General features: G+C 65.4%; 25 protein-coding genes and 1 tRNA gene. 15 read left to right on the top strand and 11 right to left on the bottom strand.

Features of this window, described 5'->3' with window-relative positions:
- Positions 1–39: 39 nt before the first annotated feature.
- Positions 40–114 (bottom strand) — tRNA-Gly (locus FJW07_RS18480).
- Positions 115–376: 262 nt separating this feature from the next.
- Here FJW07_RS18480 and FJW07_RS18475 point away from each other — a divergent pair.
- From FJW07_RS18475 to FJW07_RS18460, 4 genes are all read left to right on the top strand, one after another.
- Positions 377–871 (top strand): prolyl-tRNA synthetase associated domain-containing protein, encoded by a 495-nt coding sequence (locus FJW07_RS18475; protein ID WP_140858047.1) that lies wholly within the window; start codon positions 377–379, stop codon positions 869–871.
- Positions 872–991: 120 nt separating this feature from the next.
- The gene (trxA, locus tag FJW07_RS18470) at positions 992–1984 is read left to right on the top strand and encodes a thioredoxin (RefSeq protein ID WP_140783225.1); all 993 of its coding nucleotides are present in this window, start codon (positions 992–994) and stop codon (positions 1982–1984) included.
- A gap of 276 nt (positions 1985–2260) precedes the next feature.
- Positions 2261–2932 carry an LON peptidase substrate-binding domain-containing protein gene (locus FJW07_RS18465; RefSeq protein WP_140783198.1) on the top strand — a complete coding sequence of 224 codons (672 nt, stop codon included), beginning with the start codon at positions 2261–2263 and terminating at the stop codon, positions 2930–2932.
- Positions 2933–2955: 23 nt separating this feature from the next.
- On the top strand, positions 2956–3201 hold the full coding sequence (locus FJW07_RS18460; RefSeq protein WP_140647205.1) for a Trm112 family protein: 246 nt from the start codon (positions 2956–2958) through the stop codon (positions 3199–3201).
- 69 nt (positions 3202–3270) lie between these two features.
- On the opposite strand, the gene FJW07_RS18455 is transcribed toward FJW07_RS18460, so the two are convergent.
- From FJW07_RS18455 to FJW07_RS32080, 3 genes are read right to left on the bottom strand one after another with little or no spacing between them, the layout of a single operon-like run.
- The gene (locus FJW07_RS18455; protein ID WP_140858045.1) at positions 3271–6606 is read right to left on the bottom strand and encodes an error-prone DNA polymerase; all 3336 of its coding nucleotides are present in this window, start codon (positions 6604–6606) and stop codon (positions 3271–3273) included.
- Positions 6603–8093 (bottom strand): DUF6504 family protein, encoded by a 1491-nt coding sequence (locus tag FJW07_RS18450; RefSeq protein WP_140858044.1) that lies wholly within the window; start codon positions 8091–8093, stop codon positions 6603–6605. Before FJW07_RS18450 ends, FJW07_RS18455 begins: the two co-directional genes overlap by 4 nt.
- Entirely contained in the window at positions 8035–9042 is a 1008-nt protein-coding gene (locus FJW07_RS32080) for a hypothetical protein (protein ID WP_140858042.1), read from the bottom strand. The genes FJW07_RS18450 and FJW07_RS32080 overlap by 59 nt, the downstream gene beginning before the upstream one ends.
- A gap of 184 nt (positions 9043–9226) precedes the next feature.
- Here FJW07_RS32080 and FJW07_RS18440 point away from each other — a divergent pair, with 184 nt between their 5' ends.
- Positions 9227–9664 (top strand): metallopeptidase family protein, encoded by a 438-nt coding sequence (locus FJW07_RS18440; protein WP_140858040.1) that lies wholly within the window; start codon positions 9227–9229, stop codon positions 9662–9664.
- A 228-nt stretch (positions 9665–9892) separates the two neighbouring features.
- On the opposite strand, the gene FJW07_RS18435 is transcribed toward FJW07_RS18440, so the two are convergent.
- A complete protein-coding gene (locus tag FJW07_RS18435; protein ID WP_140647198.1) occupies positions 9893–10099 on the bottom strand; it encodes a DUF1737 domain-containing protein in 207 nt (68 codons plus the stop codon).
- Between the two features lie 29 nt (positions 10100–10128).
- Positions 10129–11007 (bottom strand): CoA ester lyase, encoded by an 879-nt coding sequence (locus FJW07_RS18430; protein WP_140858039.1) that lies wholly within the window; start codon positions 11005–11007, stop codon positions 10129–10131.
- Between the two features lie 543 nt (positions 11008–11550).
- Between FJW07_RS18430 and FJW07_RS18425 the strand changes: the two genes are divergently transcribed.
- The 4 genes from FJW07_RS18425 to FJW07_RS18410 are packed head-to-tail and all read left to right on the top strand — an operon-like array spanning position 11551 to position 16541.
- The gene (locus tag FJW07_RS18425) at positions 11551–13086 is read left to right on the top strand and encodes a DUF4173 domain-containing protein (protein ID WP_246680798.1); all 1536 of its coding nucleotides are present in this window, start codon (positions 11551–11553) and stop codon (positions 13084–13086) included.
- 3 nt (positions 13087–13089) lie between these two features.
- Positions 13090–13788, top strand: a complete 699-nt coding sequence (locus FJW07_RS18420; protein WP_140858037.1) for a response regulator transcription factor — start codon at positions 13090–13092, stop codon at positions 13786–13788.
- Positions 13776–15347, top strand: a complete 1572-nt coding sequence (locus FJW07_RS18415) for a HAMP domain-containing sensor histidine kinase (protein ID WP_140858035.1) — start codon at positions 13776–13778, stop codon at positions 15345–15347. The genes FJW07_RS18420 and FJW07_RS18415 overlap by 13 nt, the downstream gene beginning before the upstream one ends.
- 27 nt (positions 15348–15374) lie before the next feature.
- A complete protein-coding gene (locus tag FJW07_RS18410) occupies positions 15375–16541 on the top strand; it encodes an FAD-binding oxidoreductase (protein WP_140858034.1) in 1167 nt (388 codons plus the stop codon).
- A gap of 2 nt (positions 16542–16543) precedes the next feature.
- On the opposite strand, the gene FJW07_RS18405 is transcribed toward FJW07_RS18410, so the two are convergent.
- The 4 genes from FJW07_RS18405 to FJW07_RS18385 form a co-directional block, all read right to left on the bottom strand.
- Entirely contained in the window at positions 16544–17059 is a 516-nt protein-coding gene (locus tag FJW07_RS18405; RefSeq protein WP_140858032.1) for an SRPBCC domain-containing protein, read from the bottom strand.
- 45 nt (positions 17060–17104) lie between these two features.
- Positions 17105–17554, bottom strand: coding sequence for an SRPBCC family protein (locus tag FJW07_RS18400; RefSeq protein WP_140858030.1), 450 nt, complete (start codon positions 17552–17554; stop codon positions 17105–17107).
- Complete coding sequence (locus tag FJW07_RS18395; protein ID WP_140647191.1) at positions 17551–17871, bottom strand: metalloregulator ArsR/SmtB family transcription factor; 321 nt, start codon at positions 17869–17871, stop codon at positions 17551–17553. The genes FJW07_RS18400 and FJW07_RS18395 overlap by 4 nt, the downstream gene beginning before the upstream one ends.
- Positions 17872–18208: 337 nt before the next feature.
- A complete protein-coding gene (locus FJW07_RS18385; RefSeq protein WP_140858028.1) occupies positions 18209–18634 on the bottom strand; it encodes a GNAT family N-acetyltransferase in 426 nt (141 codons plus the stop codon).
- A gap of 184 nt (positions 18635–18818) precedes the next feature.
- Between FJW07_RS18385 and leuD the strand changes: the two genes are divergently transcribed.
- The 6 genes from leuD (at position 18819) to FJW07_RS32300 (ending at position 23196) form a co-directional block, all read left to right on the top strand.
- Positions 18819–19424 (top strand): 3-isopropylmalate dehydratase small subunit, encoded by a 606-nt coding sequence (gene leuD / locus FJW07_RS18380; RefSeq protein WP_140647189.1) that lies wholly within the window; start codon positions 18819–18821, stop codon positions 19422–19424.
- Between the two features lie 71 nt (positions 19425–19495).
- Positions 19496–20449: a hypothetical protein gene (locus FJW07_RS18375; RefSeq protein ID WP_140858026.1), complete on the top strand. Its 954-nt coding sequence runs from the start codon at positions 19496–19498 to the stop codon at positions 20447–20449.
- Between the two features lie 487 nt (positions 20450–20936).
- Positions 20937–21320, top strand: coding sequence for a RidA family protein (locus FJW07_RS18370; protein WP_140858024.1), 384 nt, complete (start codon positions 20937–20939; stop codon positions 21318–21320).
- Positions 21321–21330: 10 nt separating this feature from the next.
- Positions 21331–21681, top strand: a complete 351-nt coding sequence (locus tag FJW07_RS18365) for a VOC family protein (RefSeq protein WP_140783184.1) — start codon at positions 21331–21333, stop codon at positions 21679–21681.
- A 278-nt stretch (positions 21682–21959) separates the two neighbouring features.
- Complete coding sequence (gene leuB, locus FJW07_RS18355) at positions 21960–23063, top strand: 3-isopropylmalate dehydrogenase (RefSeq protein ID WP_140858022.1); 1104 nt, start codon at positions 21960–21962, stop codon at positions 23061–23063.
- Between the two features lie 4 nt (positions 23064–23067).
- A complete protein-coding gene (locus FJW07_RS32300; RefSeq protein ID WP_281405340.1) occupies positions 23068–23196 on the top strand; it encodes a hypothetical protein in 129 nt (42 codons plus the stop codon).
- Between the two features lie 112 nt (positions 23197–23308).
- On the opposite strand, the gene FJW07_RS18345 is transcribed toward FJW07_RS32300, so the two are convergent.
- Entirely contained in the window at positions 23309–23965 is a 657-nt protein-coding gene (locus FJW07_RS18345; RefSeq protein ID WP_140858020.1) for a DUF805 domain-containing protein, read from the bottom strand.
- Positions 23966–24042: the final 77 nt, after the last annotated feature.

Genomic DNA, 24042 nt, shown 5'->3' with positions numbered 1-24042 from the left:
CCGGCCCTTTTTCATAGCGCTTAACTTCCTTGAGGAAATTGGAGCGGGTGAAGCGATTCGAACGCTCGACCCCAACCTTGGCAAGGTTGTGCTCTACCCCTGAGCTACACCCGCTCGCGCGGCCTTGGGCCGCAAGCCGGGCCTATATGGCCGAAGAGCGCGGCGATTGCAACAGGGAAATGATGGTCTTCTTGGAGTGAATTCCTCACGCCGCGAAGTTCGCTTCGAAAGCATCGAAGCGGGGCCAAAACCGGGCCGGGCGCGAGTCCCCGGGCAAAGCCGCCGTTCGCTTTGCCTGGAATCGCTGCGGCAGCCTTGCCCCGAGGGCGCCGTTGGCCGTAAACGGCATGACCCCTTTCTGATTGCGCGAGGACCGATGCCGAAGACCGAAGCCGAGCTCAACGCCTTTCTTGCCGATCTCGGCATTGCCGTCACGACGGTGCGGCACCCGCCGCTGTTCACGGTCGCCGATTCGCAAGACCTGCGCGGCGAGATTCCCGGCGGCCACACCAAGAACCTGTTCCTCAAGGACAAGAAGGACAATTATTTCCTCGTCACCGTCGGCGAGGACGCCGTGGTCGACCTGAAACAGATCCACCACCTGATCGGCGCCGCCAGCCGGGTGTCCTTCGGCAAGCCGGAAATGCTGATGGAGCTGCTCGGCGTCATCCCCGGCGCGGTCACCGTTTTCGGCCTGATCAACGACACGGAAGGGAAGGTCAAGATCGTGCTCGACCAGGCGTTGATGAGCCACGACGTCATCAACGGCCACCCGCTGACCAATGAGGCGACGACCTCGATCGCCGCCGCCGACCTGATCAGATTCGTCGAGGCAACCGGCCACGATCCTGTTATCCTGAAGGTCTCATGACCTTGAAAGTCCCACTACCTTGAAACTCAGGGGCTGATCGCCACATGGAAGGCGGTTTTGAAATCCGACAATGACGCGCCGGGCGCCGACGCCCGAGAGCGTGACCGAAAGGGCGAGAATATGAGTGACGACAATCCGTATAGCGGCGCGTTCGGCGGCAATGGCGGCCAGTACGCCCAGACGGTGCAATATGGCGGCGGCGACCGCGCCAAGGTTTCGCTCGGCGACGCGCCGGCGGCGGCCGACCTGATCAAGGACACCACGACCGCCACCTTCGCCGCCGACGTCATCCAGGAATCGCGCCGCCAGCCGGTGCTGGTCGACTTCTGGGCGCCATGGTGCGGGCCCTGCAAGCAGCTGACGCCGCAGCTCGAAAAGGCGGTGAAGGACGCCGGCGGCAAGGTCAAGCTGGTCAAGATGAACATCGACGATCATCCCTCGATCGCCGGCCAGCTCGGCATCCAGTCTATCCCCGCCGTCATCGCCTTCAAGGACGGCCAGCCCGTGGACGGCTTCATGGGCGCTGTTCCGGAAAGCCAGATCGCCCAGTTCATCCAGAAGGTCGGCGGCAAGGGCGGCGGCGCGCCGCAGATCGCGGACGCACTCGCCGCGGCGGCCGAGGCGCGTACGGCCGGCGACGTCCAGACCGCTGCCGACATCTACGATGCGATCCTCGAGCAGGCGCCGGAGACGATCGAGGCGGTCGCGGGCCTGGGCGAGATCCTGTTCGATGCCGGGGATGCGGAAGGCGCGGAAGCCGTGCTGGCGCGGGCGCCCGAGGACAAGAAGGACGCGCCGGCGCTGGCGGCGCTGCGCGCCAAGATGACGCTTGCCGCGGAAGCGGCCGCGCTCGGCAATCCGGCCGAGTTCGAGCGCCGGCTCGCCGCCGACCCGGCCGACCATCAGGCGCGCTTCGACCTGGCGATGATCCAGAACGCGCGCGGCGAGCGCAACGCGGCCGCCGACAACCTGCTGGCGATCGTCAAGGCCGACCGGACCTGGAACGACGACGGCGCCAGGGCGCAGCTGTTGAAACTGTTCGAGGCCTGGGGAATGACCGACGAGGCGACGCTCGCGGCACGCCGCAAGCTCTCGTCGCTGCTGTTTTCCTAGAGCGGTTCGGCGTTTCACAGAATCGCCGAACCGCTTTAAAGTTTGGTTTTGCGCAATTCCGGACGGGAGGCCACGGCGACGTCGCCGAACCTGACCGCCAGGCACTTTCGCGGAATTGCCGTGAATTTTTTGCCGGCTGTCGTGGCCGGCAGGCTTGCGCAGCGGGACGTCAGCGCCAGATAAGGGCGGGGCCGGATGCCGATAGAGGCGAGTTTGCCGGTGCGAGAGGAGATTGCAGCTTGATGCGCTTGCCGGCGTTGCTTTGGGAGGGTCGCGGTGCGCGTCGGTAACGCACTCTATCGGCTTGCCAAGGATCTGCCGGCGGCAATCCCGGTGTTCCCGCTTGCCGGGGCGCTGCTTCTGCCGGGCGGCCGCATGCCGCTCAACGTCTTCGAGCCGCGTTACCTGCAGATGATCGACCTGGCGATGGCCGGCTCGCGGCTGATCGGCATGGTCCAGCCCAGCCTTGACGGCGCATTGCGCGATGACGGCGAGCCCGAGCTGTGCAGCGTCGGTTGCGCCGGGCGCATCATCTCGCTCGCCGAGACCGGCGACGGGCGCTACCTGATCTCGCTGCAGGGCGTATGCCGGTTTCGCATCGTGCAGGAGCTCGCGGCAAAGGCGCCGTTCCGGCAGTGCAAGATCAGGCCGTTTTTGGCCGACCTCGATGAAGACCCGGCCGGCGCCGAGGTCGACCGGCCGGCGCTGCTCAAGGCGTTTCGCGCCTATCTGCAGGCCAACGACCTCGAGGCCGACTGGGAAAGCGTCAGCCGCGCCGAAAACGGCATGCTGGTCAACGCGCTGTCGATGATGGCGCCTTATGGACCGGCCGAGAAACAGGCGCTGCTGGAAGCGCCGGACCTGAAGACGCGCGCCGAGACGCTGATCGCCATCACCGAAATAACGCTGGCGCGCGAGGATGATGAATTTGGGTCAAGTCTACAATAGGTTGCCGGTACGGGGACGGGTTCATGGCTGACGGACGTGACGGGCGGAAGGCCGAGGTCGACCCGAAGCTGCTGGAGCTGCTGGCCTGCCCGCTGACCAAGGGGCCGCTGACCTGGGACCCCGAGCGCAGCGAGCTGGTCTCGCGCGTGGCGAAGCTCGCCTATCCGGTGCGCGACGGTATCCCGATCATGCTGCCTTCGGAGGCGCGCACGATCTCGGCCGAGGACATGCTGGCGCCGCGGACGCCGCGGCTCGGCGGGCCGTCATGAGTGTGCTTGCGCAGGCGGCGATTACGCTTCTTGCCTCTGCTGCGTTCCCTTTTGTGCTGGAAATCGCTGCTACTGAAAATTGCGCCCCTTCGGCATGACCTGACGTGCCGTGCCCGACAGCGTGGCGATATCCTGGCGGACCGGCAGGCCGCGGCTTGCGGCGGACTCTGATCCAGCCGGCCGTTCGGCGGGATTATGCTCGATGACCGGGCGGTTGGACTCCAGCAACACGCTCAGCCAGGAGGTCAGATCCTCGATCCGGTCGGCGACGATGTGGATGACGTCCGATTCATGCTGCAGCTTGCCGGTGACGCGGATGAAGCGGGCGCCCATGACGACGGAGCGGAAGCGGTCGAAGACGCGTGGCCAGATGATGACGTTGGCGATCGATTTTTCGTCTTCCAGCGTGAGGAAGATCGCATTGCCCTTGCCTGGGCGCTGGCGCACCAGCACCAGCCCGGCGACGGAAACGCGGCGGCCGTCGCGCACAGACGGCAGGCGGGCGTTGGGGGTGACGCCGGCGCGATCCAGCCTTTCGCGCAGGAAGGCGACGGGATGCTCCTTCAGCGACAGGCCGAGCGAGCGGTAGTCGTGCACGACATGCTCGCCGAGCGGCATTTTCGGCAGTTTCGTTTCCGGCTCCAGCTCGCGCAGGCTGAGCGACGGCTGGTCGAACAGCGGCAGTTTCTCGGCTGCGCTCTTGCCGTCGAGCGCCCGCACCTCCCAGAGCGCGGCACGGCGGTCGAGGCCGATCGAGCGGAACGCATCAGCCTGCGCCAGCTTCTCGATCTCGCCGACATCGAGGCCCGAGCGCAACCAGACATCCCTGACCGACCGATAGCCATCGCCGCGCTGGGCAACGACGATATTCATGCGCTCCTCAGACAGGCCCTTGATCTGGCGGAAGCCGAGGCGGACGGCATGCGCCGTCTCGATGACGTCGCGCATCGAGGCGTGGCGCTCGAGGATGCGGGACGGATCGAAGGCGGTGGCCTCCAGCGTGCAGTCCCAGACGGAATGATTGATGTCGACCTCACGCACCTCGACGCCATGGTCGCGCGCGTCGCGCACGAGCTGCGCCGGCTGATAGAAACCCATCGGTTGCGCGTTGAGGATAGCGGCGCAGAAGACGTCGGGAAAGAAGGTCTTGAACCAGCAGGAGGCATAGACCAGCAATGCGAAGGAGGCGGCGTGGCTTTCAGGAAAGCCGTATTCGCCAAAACCTTCGATCTGCTTGAAGCAGCGCTCGGCAAACTCCCTGGGATAGCCTTTCTCGACCATCCCTTCGACCATCCGCGTCTCATAGTTGCCTATCGTGCCGGTTCGCTTGAAGGTCGCCATGGCGCGGCGCAGCTCATCGGCCTCGCCCGGCCGGAAGCCGCCGGCGACAATGGCGATCTTCATCGCCTGCTCCTGAAACAAAGGCACGCCGAGCGTCTTGCCAAGGATCTCTTCCAGCTCAGGCTTGGGGTATTCGGCTTTCTCCTTGCCCTGTCGTCTACGCAGATAGGGATGAACCATGTCGCCCTGGATCGGGCCGGGGCGCACGATCGCCACCTCGATGACGAGGTCGTAGAAGTTCTTTGGCTTGAGGCGCGGCAGCATCGACATCTGCGCGCGCGACTCGATCTGGAAGACGCCGAGCGTGTCGGCTCTTTGGATCATGGCGTAAACGCGTCTGTCCTCTTCCGGAAGTGTGGCGAGCACATAGGGCTGTCCAAACGGATCCCGGGCTCGCGGATAATGATCGGTGAGCAAGGTGAAGGCGCGCTTCAGGCAGGTCAGCATGCCGAGCGCCAGCACGTCCACCTTGAGGATCTTCACCGCGTCGAGATCGTCCTTGTCCCACTCGACCATCTTGCGCTCCTCCATCGCCGTCTTGACGATGGGCACGACCTCATCGAGCCGGTCGCGGGTGATGACGAAACCGCCGACATGCTGGGAAAGATGGCGGGGAAAGCCCATGATCTCGTTGGCCCGTTCCAGCACCTGCCGCGACAGCGGATCGGTGCGGTCGAGGCCGCCGGCATTGGCTTCCCTGTCGCCGAGCTCGGAGGTCGACCAGCCCCAGATGGTGCTCGACAGTGCGCTGCGGACATCCTCCGACAAGCCCATTGCCTTGGCCACCTCGCGCAAGGCGGAGCGACCGCGATAGCTGATAACGGCAGCGGCCAAGGCGGTGCGCTTGGCGCTGTATTTCGTATAGATGTACTGAATGACCTCTTCGCGCCGCTCATGCTCGAAGTCGACGTCGATGTCGGGCGGCTCGTTGCGTTCCTCCGAGATGAAACGTTCGAACAAGGTGTCGATGCGATCGGGGCCGACCTCGGTGATGCCGATGCAGAAGCAGATGATCGAATTGGCGGCCGAACCGCGGCCCTGGCAAAGGATGCCTTGGCTGCGGGCGAATTTGACGATGTCATGGACGGTGAGGAAATAGCGGGCATAGTTCAGGCGCTCGATCAAAGCGAGTTCGCTGTCGATACGTTTCAGCACATAATCGGGAACGCCGGCCGGATAGCGCCTGACCGCCCCTTCCCGCGCCAGGCGTTCGAGCTCGGCCTGCGGTCCGAGCCCGGATTCGGTCGGCTCGTCCGGATAATTGTATTCGAGGTCGCTGAGCGAGAAGGTGAGCTCGTCGGCGAAGCGCAGCGTCTCCGCCAGCGCCTGCGGGTGGCGGCGGAAAAGCCGCGCCATCTCCAGCGGCGGTTTCAGGTGGCGCTCGGCATTGGCGGTCAGCTCGAGCCCGACCTCGGAAACCGGGGTGTTGAGGCGGATCGCGGTGAGCACGTCCTGCAGCGGTCGGCGGTCGGCGGCGTGATAGAGCACGTCGTTGGTCGCCATCAGCGGGACGCGGGCGTGCTCGGCCATCGACGCCGCCTGCTCGATGCGGAAACGATCGTTACCGGCATAATCCGGCGCCACGGCAAGACGGAGCGCCGCGCCGAAACGATCCTTAAGCCGGCTAATAAATGACAAGCTGCCCTCGGCGCCTGCCGACAGATCGGGCAGGATCGCCAGCGACATCCGATCGCCCCATTCGAGCAGGTCGCCGAGCTCCAGCAGCGTCGCGCCCTTCTCGTTCTCGTCGCGCAGATTGGCCTGGGTCAGCATGCGGCAGAGATGGCCCCAGCCCTGGCGGTCGCGGGGATAGGCGAGGATATCCGGCGTGCCGTCACCGAAAACCAGGCGGCAGCCGGGGTGATAGGCCATCTTCTCCACCCTGGCCTGCTGCCAGGCGCGCACGACGCCGGCGACCGTGTTCCTGTCGGCAAGCCCGATCGAGGCAAAACCGTAGAACTTCGCGGTCACCACCAGTTCCTCGGGTTTCGAAGCGCCGCGCAGGAAGGAGAAATTCGAACTTATGCCGAACTCGGCATAGGGGATGACGGTCAGCGCGTTCATGCGAACACCCCATGCATGAACCAGCGCGGCGGCGCGGCCTGCGCGGCGCTGCTGTAGAGGCCCTGGCGGTAGAGCCAATAGCGGCGTCCCTCGCTGTCCTCGATGCGGTAATAATCGCGGGTCGGCGCCTCCTCCTCACCGGGCAATTGCCGCCACCATTCGGCGGCGATGCGCTCCGGCCCCTCGGCGCGGGCGACGCGGTAGAGCGCGCGCCGCCAGCGGAAATTCATCGGCGGACCTTCCGGGATCTCGGTCGCCGGCACCTCGATCGGCTCGGGCGAGCGGAACAGGCGCACCGGCCGCTCCGGCGGATAGACGGTCATCGGCGGCGCCGTTCGGGGGGGTGCTGCCCGGCCGGCCGCCGGGGCGCGTCTTTGCGGCGCTTCGGCGAAAGGCACGGTTTTGACGGCGCGTTCCGGCAGATGGCTTTCGACGGCCACCGGCTTCAGCACGGCGGCCTCGCCGAGACGGGCGCGGACGCGGTCGGCGAAGAGCGCGATGTCGGCGTCATCGTCGTTCGTCTCGCCGGTGAGGTCGCCCTGAGCCAAGTCGAAGGCCGCGACCGACAGCACGGACAACCGCACGAGGTCGAAGCCGAAGCCGGCGTCGATGGTCTGCTCCAGCGCGGTGAGCCGCTCATGGAACAGTCTTTGGATCAGCCGCGGCTCGCGCATTGGGCGCGAGGTGCCGACGGCGATGCGGCTGACGGCGCCGTCGACGCGGAAGAGAAGCAGCGCCAGCGTGCGCGCGCCCTCGCCGCGGCGTTCGAGGTCGCTCTTCAAGGCGATCGCCAGCCGGCTCACCAGCCGCTCGATGTCGTCGGTGAGCACGACCGGCTCGGCAAGGTGGCGCTCGACCGAGAGCGGTGCGACGGGAAGGCGCGGCGACACGGCCTCGTCGAGGCGGCCGAGCGCCTGGTCGAGGCGCAGAAGCAAGGTGGCGCCGAAGCGGCGGGCGAGCGGCGCGCGAGGCGCGGCCATCACCGCGCCGGCGGTGCGCAGGCCCACACTTTCCAGGCCGGCGCGGGTTTCCGGCGCGATGCGCAACGCCGACAGTGGCAATGGCGCCAGGAGCGCCTCCTCCTCGCCGCCGGCGATGATGCGGTCGCCATGGAAGCGCGCCGCCGCCCAGGCGGCGCCCGGCGTCGAGGCAAGGCCGGCGCGGACATCGAAACCCTGCTGGAAGAAGCGGGTGAGGATCTCGTCCTGCATGGCGCGCTCGCCGCCGAAGAGATGCGTGCAGCCGGTGACGTCGAGGAACAGCCCGTCCTCGCCGTCGATCGCCACCAAAGGCGTGTAGCGGTCGCACCAGTCGGCGAGGCCTTCGAGCAGCCGGCGGTCGGCTTCCGCATCGGCCTCGACCACATCGATCGTGGGATGCATGGCGCGCGCATCGGCGATGCCCATGCCGCGCTTCAATCTGAGCGCCTCAGCCCGCTCGTCGAGGGCCGCGATGCGCTGGGTGTTGTTGTCGCGATGGCTGATCACAAGCGGCGGGTGAGGTGACGGCAGGTGATGCGGGGGCCGGGAACGCCAGGACCGCCCCAGGCGCTGGCGCAGGATCCGCTCCGCGGCCAGATGCGGGAACCACAGCGACAGAATTCTCTGTTCTTTCTGCAAAAGCGTGCTCATTTGGGTTCCACTCCAGTGTGAATTGTCCGGGCAGGGCCGTGCGGCTCTTGCCGATATCGAGTTTGAAGGCGGGGCGGCCGATCGAGCCGGCGAGCGGCCCAGCGACGGTTTCGCGGCTTGCCGCCGCCGCCGCCGAGACGATGAGGCGCACGGGCGCTGCGGTGGGATCGGCCTCGCCGGCCTGGCGCAGCAAAAGCAGCGGCCGGCCGGCATTCTGGGCGCGGGCGTGCAGCCGGCGCGTGGCGGTGAGGTCGAGCCGCTGGGGACTGCCGCGGATCTCGAGGATGACCGCGGCAAAGGCCGTCATGCGGGCGGCCTCCTCGGCGATCCACAGTGCGTCGAGCAGTTTTGGCGCCTCGGAAAACAGCAATTGCTCCGGCTCGATGCCAAACAGGGCGTGAAGGCCCCTGGCATAGGGAAAGCCGGCCTCGTGGAAAATTTCCGCCGTGCCGACCCAGAGGATCGGCAGGCCCTGCTTCTCTCTGAGGATCAGGCTTACGAGCGACAGCGCGAAGCCGGCAACGGCGCCGGCATCGCGAGTCTCCAGGCCATGGATTTCGCTGAGCGCCGCCTTGGGCAGGCCGCCGCCGAGGGCGGCGTCGAGGCGACCGATGCCGGTATGCAGGAAGGCGTCCGCCGAAGCCACGGCGAGGCCACGCCGGACGATCGTCCTGTCCGCTCGAGTGGCATCCACGATACCACCGGCCGTCGGCGCCTGCAGGCGCTCGGGCAGCGTTCCCTCGATCTTCGCGATCTGGCGGCGCAGGGCAAAAACAGTGTCCCGCGCCACGGCGCTCATCGCCATGACGTTCACTTCCGGCAGCAATTGTTCCTGTTATGTTCCTATAGATTCCAGAGGCGCCCGGAAGAGTCAAGCAGAGTCACAAGGAATTTATTCCTTCGAGCTTTTACCCTGAAAGCGAACGCCCAGCCGGCTCATTTGCCTCTATCGGCGCGAAAGCCTATATGCCGGGATCAAAGGAAATTTCATGGCCCGCATCTATAAGACACGCTCTTGGCACGACCAGCTCTCGCCGTCGATGGACGAGATAGAGCTTCTGGCGCTGGAGACCTATGCCCATCTGCCGGACGAGTTCCGCAAGCTCACCGGCGAGATCATTATCCAGATCGCCGATTTCCCGACCGACGAGATCATGGACGACCTGTCGCTGGAGACGCCTTTCGACCTGCTCGGCCTGTTCGAAGGACGTGGCATCGCCGAGCGCTGGAACCCGCAGACCGGCGAGGGGCCGAACCGCATCACGCTCTACCGCCGCGCCATACTCGACTACTGGGCCGAGAACGAAGAGACGATGGGCGACATCGTCACCCACGTGCTGATCCACGAGATCGGCCACCATTTCGGCCTGTCGGACGACGACATGGAGCGCATCGAGGAAGCGGCCGAGCAGGCGGCGGCGGGCTGAGCGTGCACTTCGTCATCCTAGGGCGAAGCAAGGAGCGAAGCGACGCGCGCAGACCCTAGGATCCATGCCGTTCCATCAACACCAAACCCGCGGTGCAGAACGGAACGCTTGCCGCCCGACACCCGCAAACGTCCCCTATATTCTGATCCGCTGCGCCTCTAGGGTCTTCGCGACGGAGCTTCGCTCCTGCTCCGCCCTAGAATGACGAAGTGGGGGTTGCCGCTCTTTCTACCAGTCGCTCAGCTTGGTGTCCGGGCCGTAGTCCTGGCCTTCGACATCCTTCACCACGGCCTGGCCGCAGCGCATCGACTTGGTCTTCTTGTCATAGGCGTAGGTCGGCGAGCCGAACAGGTGCCAGCCCTTGTTCAGCGCCGCCGTCACCTTGTGGCAGAAGGTTGAATCGTCCGGGCCGGACAGAAAGCGGTAGAGTTTCATTTTTCGAGCCTGTCTTGAATATCGGCGCATCATGCGCCGATGATTATCGCCTTCGCCAGAAGTTTCTCGGCTTCCGCCAGATGCAGCCGCTCGACCATGCGGCCGTCCATCGCGATCACGCCCTTGCCGGCATTTTCGGGCCGCGCGAACGCATCCCTGATCGCGCGGGCCCTGGCCAGCGCCTCGGACGACGGCGAGAAGGCGCGGTTCGCCGGCTCGATCTGGGCGGGATGGATCAGCGACTTGCCGTCGAAACCCATGGCCGCGCCGTCGGCGCATTCGCGCGCCAGGGCGTCGAGGTCGCGAAAATCATTGGCGACGCCGTCGATCACGTCAAGGCCGCCGGCGCGCGCGGCGAGCACCAATTGCATCAGCCAGGGCATCAGATAGCGCCGGTCGGGCGTCGCCAGGATGCCAGTCGCCTTCACCAGGTCATTCGTTCCGGCAACGAAACAAGCGAGGCGCGACGCTGGATCGCGGCCAAGCTCGGCGATGGCGCCGATGTTGAGCAGCGCCTTGGGCGTCTCGACCATCGCCCATAGTTTCACGCTGTCCGGGGCGAAATTGTCGTCGAGCAGGTCGCCCGCCTCGAGGATGTCGCGCGGCGTGCCGATCTTGGGCAGGAGAATGCCGTCGGGCTCGGCCTTGGCCACGTCCAACAGGTCGTCGGCGCCCCATTCGCTGGCGAGCGGGTTGATGCGCACCACCATCTCGCAGCGTTTTTCGCGCCCGACGAGAATGCCGGCAATCTTGTCGCGCGCGGCTTTCTTGTCGGCCGGCAGGACGGCGTCCTCGAGATCGATGATGACGGCGTCGCAGGCAAGCGAAGCGATCTTGGCGAGCGCCTTGTCGTTCGAGGCGGGAATGTAAAGCACCGAGCGGCGCGGGCGGTAGGGTTCCTGAGCCATGGCCGATCTATGCAGGGTGATGGCGGATGAGGCAAGGTGCGGAGTAATCTTCTCCTTGAGGGGCCGCAAGGGTGAGATGCCCGGCAGGGCGGAGGCGCACGCTGTCCTGCCAACCCGTCCTTCGTCATTCTAGGGTCTGCGCGCGTCGCTTCGCTCCTTGCTCCGCCCTAGAATGACGAAGGATAGATCGCAGCTTCACGCGCAAGAACCCTCTCTATCGCCTTTGACGACATCCCAGGGGCTGGCACCGCCATATGCGATGCCGTACTCGAGCGTCTCGGGCGCCGGCGCCAGGCTGTCCTGCACCAAATCTGCAAATCTGTGCGGAAAACCTCCTCCAATCCGCCGCGCGTTCACCGTGCCCGTCGGCGACAAAGCCGGCATGCGAACACCTCACACATCCCGCTGGTCCCTGCCGCGCCGGCTCCGCGACGAAGGCTGGTGGCTCGTCGAGCCGCAAAGGCGGCGCGTGACGGCGACGGTGCTTCCGTTCAGATCGCGGCCGGCATGCGGCGGCGCTAACACAGCCAGGAAGGCCCAGCGATGACGACGATGACCGTGACGGCGCCGGCGAGCACGACATCGCCTGTCCCGAGCTACTGCCGCCGTGTCGGCGCCGCCGCGCTGCTGGTGGCGCTGGCCGATTTTCTTTTCTACGGCCAGCCGGTCGGGATCACCGTCTTCATCTTCGCGACCGTGCTCGCCGCCACGGTCGTCGCCATGCACCCGGCGGCGCTCAGCGACGGCCGGGTCTGGCTGAAACCGGCCGCGCTGTTCGCCGCGCTGCTGCCTCTCGTCGAAAATGTCAGCCCGCTTTCGCTGCTGGTCGCTGTCGCGGCACTTGCGGTCTTCGCGCTGTCGTTGGCCGGGCGGCTGCGCAGCGAACCTGCCCGAATAGCCCGCCAGCTCAGCCTGTTCCTGGTCGCAGCGCCCTTCCGCTTCGCCCGCGACTTCTTCCGCTGGCGCAAGGCAGCGCGGGAACTCGGTCAGCGGCGGCTTCAGCTTACGGCGATTGTCGTCTGGATCATGCCCTTGACGCTTGGCGTCGTCTTCCTGGCGCTGTTCGGCGCCGCCAATCCGATCATCGAGCACTGGCTGTCGCTGATCGACCTCTACGCGCTCCTCGAAAAAATTGAGTTCGCGCGGCTGATCTTCTGGCTGATCGTGCTTGCCGGCGTCTGGGCGTTCCTGAGGCCGCGCCTGCCGCGCTTCGCCTTCCGTGTCAGGCGCGTTTTGCCTGCCACGCCCGCAGCGAGACCGGCGAAGGCCGAGGATATCCTCTTCGGCAAGGCGGCCATCCTGCGCGCGCTGATTGTCTTCAATGGCTTGTTCGCGGTGCAGAGCGCGCTCGACGCCACCTATCTCTGGGGCGGGGTCGCCCTGCCCGACGGGATGACCTATGCCGCCTATGCGCATCGCGGCGCCTATCCGCTGGTCGCCACCGCGCTGCTCGCCGCCGGCTTCGTGCTGGCGGCGCTGCGCTCGGGCAGCGAGACGTCCCGGGATCCGCTGATCCGCGGGCTGGTCTATCTCTGGGTGACGCAGAACATCGCGCTGGTGATCTCCTCGATGCTGCGGCTCGATCTCTATATCGACGTCTATGCGCTCACCTATCTGCGCATCGCCGCCTTCATCTGGATGGGACTGGTGGCGGCGGGACTGGCCCTCATCGTCGCCCGCATCGCGTTTCAAAAATCCGGCGAATGGCTGCTCTCCGCCAATCTTGTGACACTATCGGCGACGCTTTATGCCTGCTGCTTCGTCAACTTCGCAGCAACGATCGCCAACTTCAATGTCGACCATTCCCTGGAAATGACCGGATCCGGCACTCCGCTCGACACGCCGTATCTGCACTCGCTGGGCGCTGTCGCCATGCCGGCGCTGGACCGCTACTACACACACAAGATCGGAATGCCGACCACTTATCTGGCCGACCAGGTGATGATCGACGATTATCTCGCCGAACAAAAGAAATGGCGCGCCTGGAGCTTTCGCGACTGGCGGCTGGTACGGGTTCTCGACAACAGAGGCCCGCTCGTGCTTCCTCCATCTGTGCAACCGTCCGCACCGGGCCATTGATCGATGCCGCACAATATCCTCGTCGCCGACGACGACCCGCATATCCGCGAGATCATCTGCTTCGCGCTGGAAAAGGCCGGCATGAAGACGGCCGCCGTCGCCGATGGCGCCGCAGCACTCCAGGCGGTCGAGCGCCGCGCGCCCGACCTCATCGTGCTCGACATCGGCATGCCGGAGATGGACGGGCTCGAGGTCTGCCGCCGGCTCAGGCAAAAATCCGACGTGCCGGTGCTGTTCCTGTCCGCGCGGGATGAAGAGATCGACCGCATTCTGGGTCTGGAGATGGGCGGCGACGACTATGTGACCAAGCCGTTCAGCCCGCGCGAGCTGGTCGCCCGCGTCAACGTCATCCTGCGGCGCGCGCGTCCGGCCGCCGTGGAAGAAGAGGCGGACGATCGTGAATTCACACATGGCAAGCTCATGCTCGTCCCGGCAAGCCATGAAGCAAGTTTCGGCGGCAGGCCGCTCACCTTGACGGCGATCGAGTTCGCGATCCTGAAAGGCTTCCTCGCCCGGCCGCAGCACGTGCTTGGCCGCGACGCGGTGATGGCCAATGCCTATGCCTCCAACATCCATGTCTCCGAGCGCACGGTCGACAGCCACATCCGCAACGTGCGGGCCAAGCTGGCCGCGGTCGGCTGTATCGATGCGATCGCGACGGTGCATGGCGTCGGCTTCCGGCTCGGCCGATGCGGTGGTTGAGCAAGGAAAGGTGGCGGCCGCGGCTCGCCACCGTCGTCGTCGTCATCTTGATCCTGGTCATGGCGTTGCCGCTGGTTGGGCTGTTCTTCTTTCGGCTTTATGAGAACCAGCTGATCCGCCAGACCGAGGGCGAGCTGATCGCGCAAGGGGCGGTCGTCGCCGCCGTCTATGCCAGCGAGGTGCGCGCGGCCGGCATCGCCCCGGAAAGACTGGGGGCGCCGGTCTCGGCCGATCCGGCAAGGGACAACAACTATCCCTATGATCCGATCGAGCCGCGCCTCGACCTTGCCTCGGACGATGTCATGCCGTCGCGGCCGGCGGCGCTTCCCGCCACGCCCGATCCCGCCTTCGCGGCAATAGGCGCGCGGCTCGACGGCATTCTCGACGAGACGCAGAAAACGACGCTCGCCGGCTTCCGGCTGCTCGATCCACGCGGCGTGGTGATCGCCGGTGGCGACGAGGTCGGCCAGTCGCTCGGCGAGATCGAAGAGGTGCGGACCGCGCTTTCCGGCGCTTATGCCAGCGAGCTCAGGCTGCGCATCCCCGACCAGCCGACCCCGCCGCTCTATTCGGTCAGCCGCGGCACCAAGGTCCGCGTCTTCGTCGCCATGCCGGTCGAGCTCGACGGCCGGGTCGCCGGCGTCGTGTACCTGTCGCGAACGCCGAACAACATCGTCAAGCACCTCTATGGCGAGCGCGGCAAGGTGACGTTGGCGGCCATCGCCATCCTCGGCGGCACACTTTTGATCGCGCTGGTGTTCATCCGCACCGTCAGCCGGCCGATCTACGCGCTGATCGACCGCACGAAGCGCATCGCCGCCGGCGACCGCGACGCAATCAGGCCGCTCGACCATCACGGCACGCGCGAGATGGCGGCGCTGTCCGCGGCCTTCCTCGACATGGCGCAAAAGCTGCAGGCGCGTTCCGACAGCATCCAGACCTTCGCCACCCATGTCTCGCATGAATTGAAATCGCCGCTGACGGCGATCCAGGGCGCGGCGGAGCTGCTCAGGGATTCCGGCGGCGCGATGGACGAGGCCGAGCGGCGGCGCTTCTCCAACAACATCGTCACCGACGCCGGGCGGCTCAATCTCCTGGTGCGCCGGCTGCTCGACCTGGCGCGCGCCGAGAACCTGGAACCGAGCGGTGACAGCACGACGCTTCATGCGGCCCTGGCATCGTTGCCGATCGACACCAGGCTGGAAGCGCGGCTTGAAGGCGGCGGCGACATCAGGCTCGGCATCTCGGCCGAGAATCTCGGCATCGTGCTCGCCAACCTCATCGACAACTCGGCGAGGCATGGCGCCCGACAGGCGGCGATCCATGCCTCAGCCGATGGCGAGCGCGCGTCGGTCCAGATCGGCGACGACGGCGACGGCATCTCGGCCGCCAACCGCGCCAGGATCTTCGAGCCGTTCTTCACCACGCGGCGCGAGTCCGGCGGCACCGGCATGGGGCTCGGCATCGTGCTGGCCCTCCTGAAAGCGCATGATGGCACGATCAGGCTGGTTGACTCCGAGCGCGGCACGCGCTTCGAGATCGACTTGCCGGTTGCGTGAAGACGCGACCGAATGATCGGAGAAAAAATGCGCTACGACATCGTCATCATCGGCGGAGCCATCGTCGGGTCCTCGGTCGCCTACTATTTGCGCGAGGAGGGCTTTACCGGCTCGATCGCGCTGATCGAGCGCGATCCGCAGTTTCCGCATGCGGCGACGACGCTGTCGCTCGCCTCGATCCGCCAGCAATTCTCCATCCCGGAAAACATCCGCCTGTCGCAGTTCACGCTGAAACTGTTCCGTCGGCTGAAGGAAATCTTCGGCGCCGACGCCGATATCGGCTTTCGCGAGGGCGGCTACCTCATCCTCGCCGGCGAGGCCGGCCTGCCGATCCTCAAGTCCAATCACGAGACGCAGGTCGCCGAGGGCGCCGATATCCTGCTCGAGGACGCCGGACAGCTGGCGCGCCGCTTCCCGTGGCTGTCGGTCGAAGGCATCACCGCCGGCGCTTTTGGCCGCAGCGGCGAGGGCTGGTTCGACGCGCATGCGCTGCTGACGCTGTTCCGCAAGGCGCTGCGCGACAAGAAGATCGATTTCATCACCGCCTCCGTCACCGGCATTGCGCGCGACGGCAATCGCGTCACCGGCGTCAGCCTCGACAATGGCGAGACGCTGGAAGCGGGCATCGTCGTCAACGCCGCCGGGCCGAACGCCGGCAAGGTGGCGGGTTTTGCCGGGCTTGCGCTGCCGGTCGAGCCGCGCAAGCGCAACGTTTTCGTCTTCGAGGCGCGCGAGAAATATGCCGACATGCCGCTGCTGGTCGATCCAAGCGGAATCTATGTGCGGCCGGAAGGCTCCGTCTACCTCACCGGCGGCGCCGAGCCGGAGGAGGGCGATGTCGCGCCCGATCCGAAGGATTTCGACGTCAACTGGCCGCTGTTCGAAGAGGTGGTCTGGCCGACCTTAGCCGCCCGCATCCCGGCCTTCGAAGCGATCAAGCCGACGCGCGCCTGGGTCGGGCATTACGACTACAACACGCTCGACCAGAACGCGGTGATCGGCCCGCACCCGGAGGTCGAGAACTTCCTCTTCGCCAACGGTTTCTCCGGCCACGGCCTGCAGCAGGCGCCGGCAGTGGGGAAGTCGATCGCCGAGTTGATCGTGCATGGCGGGTACAGGACGGTGGACTGCAGGGCGTTTGGATATGAACGGGTGGCGGAGGGAAGGGCGTTCAGGGAATTGAATGTGATCTAGCGTCAGCGCTCTCTTCTCCCCTTGCTTGCGGGAGAAGGGGCGGCCGCGCCGGTAAAATAGCCCTGCAGCCATCCAAGCACCCGCGCCCAGCCTTCGGCATGTTCGGCCGCCGCATCCGGGAAACCCGCGAAGCCGCCATGGCAGACGGTGAGCCGCGTGCCGCCGCCGATCGGCTCAAGCAGATAGGCCACCGTCGTCTCGTGATGCCCCAGCGCCGGATGGTCCCAATCGTAGCGCCGCGTCTGCACGATGCGGCGCGGCATCTCGATTTCGAGGAATTTTCCGCCGGCGGGGAAGTGTCTGCCGTCGGCGGCCTGCACCGTGACGTTCCAACCGCCGCCGACGCGCAGATCGGCGGACCAGTCGGTCATGCGGTAGGTTTCGGGCGAACCCCACCAGCGCTCGACTTCACTGGTGACCAGCGCCACGATAACCTCGCCCGGCGAGGCGCAAAGCTCGGCCGAGGCCATGACCGTGTCTGCATTCGCCATGGCTTGCGGTAACGACAAGTGAAGCATCAGATTCAACTCCACCAAGGATTGTCTCGTATCCGAAACGAACGTTCACCCCTTTGACGGCGGGCGCTCGAAACCCTTGCCGGTTTCAAGCAGGCTTTTGAGGCTCGCCAGAACCAGCGGCCAGCCCTTGGAGACGTTCGGGATCAGCCTGTGCGGGCCGTCGGCCTCGTGGATGACGGCGAGCTTCATCAACTCGCCGTCGGGCTCTATGGTGAAGGTGCAGCGCGTATAGCCGTCCTCCTTGACCTCGGGCATCCATTCGTTGCGCCATTTGATGACCAGGCGTCTTGGCGGGTCAACCTCGAGGATCTCGCCCGAGTCGGCGACGCGCCCGTCGGGGAAGATCAGTTTCCAGCTCGAGCCGACCTTCCAGTCGCTCTCCTGATGGGAGCAGAGGAAGAACTGCCGGTTGAATTCCGGATCGGTCAGCGCCTGCCAAAGTTTTTCAGGCGTCGTGCGGATATAGGTGACATAAACAAAGCTGTTCTCGCTCACGGCTCTTCCCTTTCAAGGCGTTGCTTCAGGTGGCTGAGGGCAGCAAGCCGCCCTCGCTCGAACTTGCCGATCCAGCGCTCGGCGATCTCGTTGATCGGAACGGGGTTGAGGTAATGCTCCTTCTCGCGGCCGCGGCGCATGGTGGTGACGAGGTTGGCCTCCTCGAGGATCGCCAGGTGCTTGGTCACCGCCTGCCGCGTCATCTCCATGTGCTCGCAGAGCGCGTTCAGCGTCTGCCCGTTCCGGGCATGGAGACTGTCCAGCAATTGCCGGCGGGTCGGGTCGGCCAAAGCGCGAAAGACGGCATCCATGCTCATGGCTCTAATATGCAACCATTTGGTTGCATGTCAAGCGGTGGCAAAAATATTCTGCCGCCTGATGACTGCTTGCCTAAGTTTTCTTGCTTGCCGGATTGTGCCTGTCTTGAGGTGGCTTCGCTTTTGAGCAGCGCCTTCCCCCACTCCGTCGCTGCTTCGCAGCGCCACCTCTCCCCCCTCCGGAGGGAGAGGAAGGGAGCCAGGGTCGGCGACCTCGCACGGTTCCTCTCCCCCGTCGATCGGGGGAGAGGTGTCGAGCGAAACTCGACGGAGTGGGGGTCGATCTGGCTCGCCGGTTCCAGGCAGGAGTCGGCTCCGATATCGGTGGCGGTTCAGGTCAGCGTTTGCGGGAGAACCAGAAGGCGTCGGCCATGCGCGTCATGCCGATGCGCTCGTAGAAGCCGACGGCGTCGGGCATCGAGATCAGGCTGATGGCGACGGAAGGGCCAAGGTGGCGCTGCGCTTCGTCCATCAGGCCCTTGCCGACGCCGAGACCCTGTGCCGAGGCGGATACGGCGAGCTCGGAGATGTAGCAGACCCAGGAAAAATCGGTGATGCCGCGCGCGACGCCGATCAGCGGCTTGCCCTCGATGTCGAGCCGCGCTGTCAGCACCAGATTGGCGTTGCCGAGCATTGTCTTCAGGCGCGCTTCGTCGTCGACGGGCCGTGTTTCACCGAGGCCGGATTCGACCAGCACACGGCGGAATTCGGCGACGTCGAGGGCAGGCTCGCTGGCGTAAAGGACTTTGGAAGGCTCAACCATGATCGCAGACTGCACCAGCCGGCCAGGATTTCGAAGCCGTTTTTTAGGTATTGCAGCTCCGGCGCGCATGCCATGCTCGACTTGGCCCAAGGCCCGCGCACGAACAGTTGCCTTTCATTTGCCGCCGGCTTTGTGTAAACCGTCCGGCAAAATTCCCCGCAAGCCAAGAAGACGGGCAAGGATCATGGATAAATTCACCAAGCTCACCGGCGTCGCCGCGCCCATGCCGATCGTCAATGTCGACACCGACATGATCATCCCGAAGGATTATCTCAAGACGATCAAGCGCACCGGGCTCGGCACCGGCCTGTTCGCCGAGATGCGCTACAACGAGGACGGTTCGGAGAACCCGGATTTCGTGCTCAACAAGCCGGCCTACCGCAAGGCGCAGATCCTGGTCGCCGGCGACAATTTCGGCTGCGGCTCGAGCCGCGAGCATGCGCCCTGGGCGCTGCTGGATTTCGGCATACGCTGCGTGATTTCGACCTCGTTCGCCGACATCTTCTACAACAACTGCTTCAAGAACGGCATCCTGCCGATCACCGTCAGCCCGGAAGACCTCGACAAGCTGATGGACGACGCCTCGCGCGGCTCCAACGCGACGCTGTCGATCGATCTGGAAGCCAAGGAAATCCGCGGGCCGGACGGCGGCGTGGTGACGTTCGACCTCGACGACTTCAAGCGCCATTGCCTCTTGAACGGCCTCGACGACATCGGGCTGACCATGGAGAAGGCCGGCGCCATCGCATCCTTCGAGAAGAAGAATGCCGAGCAGCGCCCCTGGGCCTGAGCACCTAAGCTATATCGATAGGCCCCGGCCATGGCAGGCCGGGTTCGTGGCGGCTGAATGGAGGGACAGTCATGACACGCTCGCTTCTGGCCGCCGCCGGTGCTTCGGCGGCAATAATCCTTCTCGTCACAATCGGCGCGAATGCGCAGACCGCCGCGCCGGCCACGCAGCCGGCGCCCGCCACGTCCGACCAGCCGGCGGCCGATCAAGGCGCATCCGACCAGGGATCGGGCAGCGACCAGGCCGCGTCGGATGACGACAAGCAGGCGCCGATCCCGTTCGAAGGCGGCCAGCTCACCATCACGCAGCCGGAGCAGGACGGCGAGAAGGTGCTGTCCTATGACGGCAAGCAGCTGGCCAGCAATTACGACGTCTTCTTCGACAGGATCGTCAAGATCGGCGACGTCAACGTGGCGCTGGTCGATGTCGGCGACGGCGGCAACCAGTGCGGTCCGGCCAAGGTCATCGTCTGGAAGCCGAAGGACGGCGAGATCCAGACCACCACGGTCGAGCAGGACGAATGCGGCGCGCCGCCGGCGGCAGTCTCCGACAGCGCCATCTATTTCGTGCCCTATCTGCTGCCCGGCGATTCCAAGCCGGCGCTGCAATGGTCGCCTACGGAAGGGCTGACGACCTCCGGCAACCTCACCTACACGCCCGAACCCGGCACCGGCTGGAAGGATGTCGACCCGTCGAAATACGACAACATCATCGACGCCTTCCACAACGAGGCCGTCTACAAGGCCGGACAGGCGCTGCTGGGCGACGACATGCCCGACATGGCGACCAGCCTGCTGGTCGGCGGCGGCACCGAAAAGACGGCATCCGGCGCCTTCTACGCCACCGGCTGCGTGCCGCATGACTGCGGCGGCAACGACGGCTTCATGGCCGTCGACCCGGCCAAGCAGAAAGTCTATTTCGCCCGCCGCGGCGACAATGGCGAGCCGCAGGCCTGGCCACCGGTCAAGGACTGGCCTGAGGACATCAAGAAGGCCTATGACGACGCGCAAGGGTCGGGGAATTAAGGTATGCTGATATTCAGGTGAGGCCGGCCTGCAAGTGGCGGCCTCCTGCGCTTCCGGTGCTCACGTACTTAAGTACGCTCCGCTCCGGTTCTCGGCAGCCACCACTTTCGACTCGGCCTGACCTGAAGCTCAACATACCTTAGGCCGGTGTCTTGCTGATCACCCGTCAGCTTCGTCATCCACGGGCGGAGCGACGCGCAGCGGAGCCCAGGCCCGAGGATCCATGCCGTGACGGTTGCCGTAGCGTAGAGTGGGGCGGGTCAAAATTCTGCACCGCCAGCGGCGCTTCGGCATAACGGCATGGATTCCAGGGTCTGCGCGCGTCGCTTCGCTCCTTGCTTCGCCCTGGAATGACGACGGGAGGGACGGCCATCGCTAATCTCCGAGGCTGGCGCTTGCCTTCGTAACAATGCTCCGCCCGGCTTGGCCCACGACCTGCGCCACTCCGCCTGCTAAATGCAGGACTGCAACCCAACGAGGCCGCCCCATGCGCAAGCTCATCTCCACCGGCTCCCCCTTCGAGAAGACCGCCGGCTATTCGCGCGCGGTGCTGCAGGGCGACTGGTGTTTCGTGTCCGGAACGACCGGCTACGACTATGCCACCATGACCATGCCGGATACGGTCGAGGCGCAGACGCGCAACTGCCTCGCGACCATCGCCAAGGCGCTGGCCGATGGCGGCTTCGACATGGCCGACGTGGTGCGGGCGCATTACTACATCACCGACCAGGCTTTCGTTGACGTGGTCTTCCCGATCCTCGGCGAGGCGTTTGGCGACATCCGCCCGGCGGCGACGATGATCGTGTGCCAGCTCAACAAGCCGGAGATGAAGATCGAGATCGAGGTGACGGCGCTGCGGCGCACGGCATAGGAGCTGAGGGATGGCGGTTCGGCGCATCGTAACCAACATCGCCACAAGGGACATCGCCGCGGCGAAGCGCTTCTATCGTGACGTGCTTGGCCTCGATCTGCTCATGGATATGGGCTGGATCGCCACCTACGGCTCCGAGGAACGGATGCAGGTGCAGGTGAGCTTCATGGCCGAGGGCGGATCGGGGACGCCGGTGCCGGACCTGTCGATCGAGGTCGACGACGTGGATGCGGCGCTTGCGGGTATGGAGAAGGCCGGTTTTGCCATCGAATACGGCCCGGCCGATGAACCCTGGGGCGTGCGTCGCTTCTATGTGCGCGACCCGTTCGGCCGGCTGGTGAATGTTCTGTCGCATCGGTAGGCGCTGCCGGTCTTCTTTGAGACGCTGGCGGGACAGCACCCCTCTCTGTCCTGCCGGACATCTCCGGCAAGGGGGAGATTGGCAGCTTGGCCGCCCCGCTCCTCTTTTTCAACGTCGGCGATTGGCGAAGGCCGAAGTGCATCGATCTCCCCCCTTGCGGGGGAGATGCCCGGCAGGGCAGAGGGGGGTGTGAAGGATCTCGGCGCTCGTCCCCTTGCGCCGCAAGCGCTTGCCGTTTAGCAAGGCGCCGGTTCAATTCTCTCACCGGACGGTTCTCCATGGCTTCGAAAAATCTCTTCCTGCTCGCCGGCGACGGCATCGGCCCCGAGGCCATGGCCGAGGTGAAGAAGCTGATCAACGCCATGAACGACAAGCTCGGCAGCGGCTTCGCCACCGACGAGGGGCTGGTCGGCGGCTGCGCTTACGATGCGCATGGCGCGGCGATCTCCGATGCAGACATGGCAAAGGCGATGGCGGCGGATGCGGTGCTGTTCGGCGCCGTCGGCGGGCCGAAATGGGATGCCGTGCCTTACGAGGTGCGCCCCGAGGCCGGCCTGCTGCGGCTGCGCAAGGACATGGAGCTGTTCGCCAACCTCAGGCCCGCGATCTGCTACCCGGCTTTGGCCGCCTCTTCCTCGCTCAAGCAGGACGTGGTCGAGGGCCTCGACATCCTGATCGTGCGCGAGCTCACCGGCGGCGTCTATTTCGGCGAGCCGAAGCAGATCATCGATCTCGGCAACGGCCAGAAGCGCGGCATCGACACCCAGGTCTACGACACGTTCGAGATCGAGCGCATTTCGGGCGTCGCCTTCGAGCTGGCGCAGACGCGCAAGAATCACGTCACCTCGATGGAAAAGCGCAACGTCATGAAGTCGGGCGTGTTGTGGAACGAGGTGGTCAGCCAGACGCACAAGGCCAGATACAGCGACGTCAAGCTCGACCACATGCTGGCCGATGCCGGCGGCATGCAGCTGGTGCGCTGGCCGAAGCAGTTCGACGTCATCGTCACCGACAATCTGTTCGGCGACATGCTCTCCGACATCGCCGCCATGCTCACCGGCTCGATCGGCATGCTGCCGTCGGCCTCGCTCGGCGCGCCGGATGTGAAGACCAAGAAGCGCAAGGCGCTCTACGAGCCGGTGCACGGCTCGGCGCCCGACATCGCCGGCAAGGGCATCGCCAACCCGATCGCGATGATCGCGTCCTTCGCCATGTGCCTGCGCTATTCCTTCGGCATGGTCGCCGAGGCCGACAAGCTCGAGGCGGCGATCGCCGCCGTGCTCGACGACGGCCTGCGCACCAAGGACATCTTCTCGGAAGGCATGAAGGAAGTCGGCACCACCGAAATGGGCGACGCCATCATCGCCAAGTTCCTGGGGTGATCGTATGACCGTCGACATTCGCTGGGCGAGGGTCGACGACGCCGAAGCGCTCGCCACAAGGGCGTCGGCCGTGCGCTGGTCGGCTTTCTCGCCGGCCATTGCGTCGGCAAAGGCATCGGCTGCATCGATCTGACCCACGGAAGAGAGGAACGAAGGCGCGCTGCGTTTCTACCGCCGGCTTGGCGCCGAGCGCCACGGCCAGAAGATCTTCCTCAGGCTGTCGGGCGACGCGCTGAACAAGGTCGCTAGAACCTGACGCCGGCCTGTATCGGCCCCCATCGGTTCTCCCCGAACTGTGAAGGTAGAAGTCCGTAGATCAGAAACGCCACGGCTCCGAAAGCCGGGATGTAGCAAAGCAAGGCAAGCCAGCCGGTCAGCCCGATGTCGTGCAGACGCCGCACGACGACTGCGATCGACGGAAGGATTGCTGCCAGCACGAAAAGCAGGGCAGGAATGTACCCGATCGACGTCCTTGGGCCGTCATCGAAGCCGCTTATCGCCAGGTTGAGGAGGATACCGAAACCGAACAGCGCGATGAGCACGACGTAGAACCACAGATAGAACGCCCAAAACTCCTTACGGCGCGCTCGGCCGGTGAAATTGCGGTAGTCGTCGCCGAGCGCACGTAGAAAATAGGCCCACAGTCCCACGGAGCTGGCGGAATGGGGTTCGGCGATGCGGCCGCGCTGTTCCGGATTGCCGTTTGCCGGGAGCGAAGGTCGGCTCGCGGCCACGATGTCGTGTGCAGTTCCGTTGTCTGGCGTGAACTCGACCAGCAGACCTCTGGCGAGGGGAATGCCCTTTGTCAGGTCCTTGCGGCCGAAGATGTAGCGCTTGCCGTCGACGCCGTTGATGTAGCCGTAGTCGTGGTCCTCGTCGTAGTGAAACACAGTGCCGCGCATTGACTCCCCCCTGCATCGCCTTTAAAACTATCAATGGTTGCAGAAAATAGCAATGCACGCATGGCGCTAGAGCGTGA

It is taken from the genome of Mesorhizobium sp. B3-1-9, assembly GCF_006439595.1.
Classification (GTDB): Bacteria; Pseudomonadota; Alphaproteobacteria; order Rhizobiales; family Rhizobiaceae; genus Mesorhizobium.
Note: the sequence above shows the minus strand (reverse complement) of the source record. Positions and strands in the feature narration are given on the sequence as shown.

Coding starts and splice junctions, on each gene's coding strand:
- FJW07_RS18415 (WP_140858035.1), top strand. CDS start 13,776: ATGCGGTGGTTGAGCAAGGAAAGGTGGCGGCCGCGGCTCGCCACCGTC.
- FJW07_RS18345 (WP_140858020.1), bottom strand. CDS start 23,965: ATGCGCGGCACTGTGTTTCACTACGACGAGGACCACGACTACGGCTAC.
- FJW07_RS18410 (WP_140858034.1), top strand. CDS start 15,375: ATGCGCTACGACATCGTCATCATCGGCGGAGCCATCGTCGGGTCCTCG.
- FJW07_RS18460 (WP_140647205.1), top strand. CDS start 2,956: ATGGCTGACGGACGTGACGGGCGGAAGGCCGAGGTCGACCCGAAGCTG.
- leuD (WP_140647189.1), top strand. CDS start 18,819: ATGGATAAATTCACCAAGCTCACCGGCGTCGCCGCGCCCATGCCGATC.
- FJW07_RS18420 (WP_140858037.1), top strand. CDS start 13,090: ATGCCGCACAATATCCTCGTCGCCGACGACGACCCGCATATCCGCGAG.
- FJW07_RS18440 (WP_140858040.1), top strand. CDS start 9,227: ATGGCCCGCATCTATAAGACACGCTCTTGGCACGACCAGCTCTCGCCG.
- FJW07_RS18375 (WP_140858026.1), top strand. CDS start 19,496: ATGACACGCTCGCTTCTGGCCGCCGCCGGTGCTTCGGCGGCAATAATC.
- FJW07_RS18435 (WP_140647198.1), bottom strand. CDS start 10,099: ATGAAACTCTACCGCTTTCTGTCCGGCCCGGACGATTCAACCTTCTGC.
- FJW07_RS18385 (WP_140858028.1), bottom strand. CDS start 18,634: ATGGTTGAGCCTTCCAAAGTCCTTTACGCCAGCGAGCCTGCCCTCGAC.
- FJW07_RS18475 (WP_140858047.1), top strand. CDS start 377: ATGCCGAAGACCGAAGCCGAGCTCAACGCCTTTCTTGCCGATCTCGGC.
- FJW07_RS32080 (WP_140858042.1), bottom strand. CDS start 9,042: ATGGCGATGAGCGCCGTGGCGCGGGACACTGTTTTTGCCCTGCGCCGC.
- FJW07_RS18370 (WP_140858024.1), top strand. CDS start 20,937: ATGCGCAAGCTCATCTCCACCGGCTCCCCCTTCGAGAAGACCGCCGGC.
- trxA (WP_140783225.1), top strand. CDS start 992: ATGAGTGACGACAATCCGTATAGCGGCGCGTTCGGCGGCAATGGCGGC.
- FJW07_RS18425 (WP_246680798.1), top strand. CDS start 11,551: ATGACGACGATGACCGTGACGGCGCCGGCGAGCACGACATCGCCTGTC.
- FJW07_RS18395 (WP_140647191.1), bottom strand. CDS start 17,871: ATGAGCATGGATGCCGTCTTTCGCGCTTTGGCCGACCCGACCCGCCGG.
- FJW07_RS32300 (WP_281405340.1), top strand. CDS start 23,068: ATGACCGTCGACATTCGCTGGGCGAGGGTCGACGACGCCGAAGCGCTC.
- FJW07_RS18405 (WP_140858032.1), bottom strand. CDS start 17,059: ATGCTTCACTTGTCGTTACCGCAAGCCATGGCGAATGCAGACACGGTC.
- FJW07_RS18365 (WP_140783184.1), top strand. CDS start 21,331: ATGGCGGTTCGGCGCATCGTAACCAACATCGCCACAAGGGACATCGCC.
- FJW07_RS18430 (WP_140858039.1), bottom strand. CDS start 11,007: ATGGCTCAGGAACCCTACCGCCCGCGCCGCTCGGTGCTTTACATTCCC.
- FJW07_RS18455 (WP_140858045.1), bottom strand. CDS start 6,606: ATGAACGCGCTGACCGTCATCCCCTATGCCGAGTTCGGCATAAGTTCG.
- leuB (WP_140858022.1), top strand. CDS start 21,960: ATGGCTTCGAAAAATCTCTTCCTGCTCGCCGGCGACGGCATCGGCCCC.